At 53.1% G+C, this 2695-nt stretch carries 4 protein-coding genes and 1 pseudogene; all 5 read right to left on the bottom strand.

Annotation, left to right across the window (positions count from 1 at the left end; all coding sequences use genetic code 11):
- Positions 1 to 30: 30 nt before the first annotated feature.
- Positions 31 to 657: a hypothetical protein gene (locus HX884_RS26000; protein WP_178329003.1), complete on the bottom strand. Its 627-nt coding sequence runs from the start codon at positions 655 to 657 to the stop codon at positions 31 to 33.
- Positions 654 to 851 (bottom strand): hypothetical protein, encoded by a 198-nt coding sequence (locus HX884_RS26005; RefSeq protein ID WP_023308804.1) that lies wholly within the window; start codon positions 849 to 851, stop codon positions 654 to 656. Before HX884_RS26005 ends, HX884_RS26000 begins: the two co-directional genes overlap by 4 nt.
- Positions 848 to 1666 carry a host cell division inhibitor Icd-like protein gene (locus HX884_RS26010; RefSeq protein ID WP_103786847.1) on the bottom strand — a complete coding sequence of 273 codons (819 nt, stop codon included), beginning with the start codon at positions 1664 to 1666 and terminating at the stop codon, positions 848 to 850. The genes HX884_RS26005 and HX884_RS26010 overlap by 4 nt, the downstream gene beginning before the upstream one ends.
- Positions 1659 to 2501 carry an antA/AntB antirepressor family protein gene (locus tag HX884_RS26015; protein ID WP_178329004.1) on the bottom strand — a complete coding sequence of 281 codons (843 nt, stop codon included), beginning with the start codon at positions 2499 to 2501 and terminating at the stop codon, positions 1659 to 1661. Before HX884_RS26015 ends, HX884_RS26010 begins: the two co-directional genes overlap by 8 nt.
- Positions 2502 to 2514: 13 nt before the next feature.
- Positions 2515 to 2695, bottom strand: a pseudogene (locus HX884_RS26020) (hypothetical protein); the annotation flags it as partial.

The raw sequence follows: 2695 nt of genomic DNA on the forward strand, positions 1-2695 counted from the left end.
AAGGTCGATATTACGCATTGTGTCGCTCCCTCAGTGCGCCGCTGGCATTTCAGGCCAGCCGTTTTCATCCAGATCAGCAATGAAGTGATCGTGTAGCTCTGCCAGCGTTTCACGTCCGAACGGGGTCAGCTCGCCGTGCTCCGTATCCAGCATGGCCTGATAAAACACAATGGTTTTTTCCGTACCCTGTTCGACGCCGTATCGCTCAATCATTGCGCCCTCGATGTTGCTCGCCATCGCAAGACGTTCCGCGAACGGATAAACCGGAAGTGCCGCTTTGCCATTGGAGTAAATCGCCACCTGCGATGTTGTGCCGTCAGCCTCCGTGACGTAGGTTGTGCCGTTTTCGCGCTTCATCTCAGAAATGAACGTGGCAGCAATCAGCCAGCGCCACATAGTCAGGTTATGCTGCGCGGTGAAGTCGAACCAGCCACGCGCCCCGCCGTCAGCCACTGCAAAATGCAGGGCAAATCCTTCATCGGGTATTTCGTCATACCTGCCGCTATCGAGATGAGTTACCGCGTCTGAATAGGGAACAAGGCAAACATGCTCATACATCCCGGCATCATTGCGGGTCATGATGTTTACGCCGTCCGGTGTGGCTTCTGCGTGGAACAGGTCGGGATTTCCCGGTTTAATGGTCAGTATATTGCTCATGCTTTGCCCTCCCGTTCTGCCAATTCTTCAATCAGCCATGCGGCAACATCACCGGAAAGGCGCTTTAACAGAGTGGCGATTGCGGATACTTCGCTATCGGCAAGGTGGTGGGGGAAGTCTTCAACCAGACGGGCAATTATTTCAGTCTGGTGCGCGCGTTCTGCGACCTGCTCTAAGGTGAGTTCACGGCTCATGCTGCTACCTCCAGACGGATACGGCCTGCAAAGAAACAGACGTGATCCTGCGCCAGAGTGCGGCGGGCTTCGCGCTCAGTTTCAGCAGCAATGTGATGGATTTTGGCGGTAATTGTCGGCATATCGCGGCGAACGGCTGCGATTAACCAGATAAATTGTGGATTTTGGGTAGGGGTAGTAGCCATGATGGCAGCCTCCTTTGTGTATAAGGAGTCACCACCTGAGTTTCCACGCTCTAAAGGGGTGGTGACGTTAACGGGGGTGGAAATACCGGACACAAAGGAAACCGGCCTGCCTTTCGGCAGCCCCGCCAACGCCACCATAGATACATTGCGGGCATTGCCGCTGAATTGGTGTGCGCTATGGCACGACACAAAAAAAGACGCTATTGGCGTCTGTGTCGCCTTTATGTTCAACGGGTTTCCACGCCCGGCACCAGATTTTGCTGGTGCGCTATAACCATAAACCGGGTTGGCGATAGTCGGCAAGCCCTTTTTTATGGACTCCAGAAACTCACTTCCGTGCTTGCGCGTACTGGTGCATAAATTCCCCGCATCTCGTGGTGATGTCAGAAAAATCTTCCCGCCTCGTGTAGTGATGATAGAAAAATCTTCCTCGCGTAGTGACCCCCAATAAATCTTCGTGCGCGTACTGGTCTCGAAACTCTCCTCGTCACCACGACGAGAAAATGAGGAGCTGGCATTAGCTGGCACTGTTATGCCAGCTTTACCCTCATGCGTGTGCGCGATCCCGCGCAAGGTACACATCAGGCCAGCCAGGGGAAAGGCTTTATTCTGGACGGCGGCATTAAGCATGATTAGCCCCCAGATGTTTAGCTAACCAGCGCTGAGAGAGGCGGATTAGCTCGGCTTTACGCAGGTCATATCCCATACCCATATCAATCAGCGTAATGTTGGTACTCTCCAGGTAGGTGAGGTGTTCCAGTTGCCCGGCGTTCATGCTGTCGCGTGGTTCGCCAGTAATGCTATTCGCCTGCGCCCACTGCTTCGCTGTCATGCCACCCAAAACAATGCGGGCGATCATGTTGCTCTCGTTGCTGTAGTGGCGAGCCTGCGTCTGTTTACCCTGTTCTGCGCGGGCGCTTTCCAGTGCTACGCACATCGGTTTAAACAGGTTGGCGGCACCGATACGGGCTTTGAGCTGGCGGCGATACTGAGCGGCAATCTCTGGCACGCTGCGCTGTAGGGCTTCTTCACACTGAATAAAGTAACGGCGAACGGCGCGACCTTGTTCGTTTCGCTCAACCATTGCCAGTTCTTTAGCCATTCCCAGAGAAAGGCCATAATCTTTACTGCGACGGTCGCCGCCACGCTTTGTCACCCATCCGGGGCTACCCTGTTCAAAATTTGAACTTTGATTCCTGAAATCTGAGGAATCAAAAACCACGTAATCAGCATTCAGGCTAAAGCCATATTCATCAATGCGTAGTTTTATCCAGGTTGAAAAGTCGTTACCTACTCCAAGCGCTTTATGCAGTGCCTTAGCACTAACAATATTGGCCTCACGCCCGCCAATTTGACCGGAAATAACGGGAACAATAGCGGCAAAGTCATTAGTGCTATATTCGCCCTGGTTAACGCTGGATTGTGGGGCGGCCTCCGAATTGAATCGGCTTTTTTCGATAGTCATGTTTTCGGCTCCGTTATGCGGCGTTAAATGCGTCCGGGTAGAGGTTCAGAATGTCGGCAATATCCTGCTGAGATAGCCCGTGATGTTCATTAATGGCAGCATTATGGTTCACAAGTTGGATCACCTTGAGAACGTCGCCACGGCAGGAAAAGCGGTAGCGCAGGTGTGCGCCGATACCATCCGGGTTTTTCTCG

Source organism: Enterobacter sp. SECR19-1250 (assembly GCF_013391025.1).
Classification (GTDB): domain Bacteria; phylum Pseudomonadota; class Gammaproteobacteria; order Enterobacterales; family Enterobacteriaceae; genus Enterobacter; species Enterobacter cloacae.

Coding starts and splice junctions, on each gene's coding strand:
- HX884_RS26000 (WP_178329003.1), bottom strand. CDS start 657: ATGAGCAATATACTGACCATTAAACCGGGAAATCCCGACCTGTTCCAC.
- HX884_RS26005 (WP_023308804.1), bottom strand. CDS start 851: ATGAGCCGTGAACTCACCTTAGAGCAGGTCGCAGAACGCGCGCACCAG.
- HX884_RS26010 (WP_103786847.1), bottom strand. CDS start 1,666: ATGCTTAATGCCGCCGTCCAGAATAAAGCCTTTCCCCTGGCTGGCCTG.
- HX884_RS26015 (WP_178329004.1), bottom strand. CDS start 2,501: ATGACTATCGAAAAAAGCCGATTCAATTCGGAGGCCGCCCCACAATCC.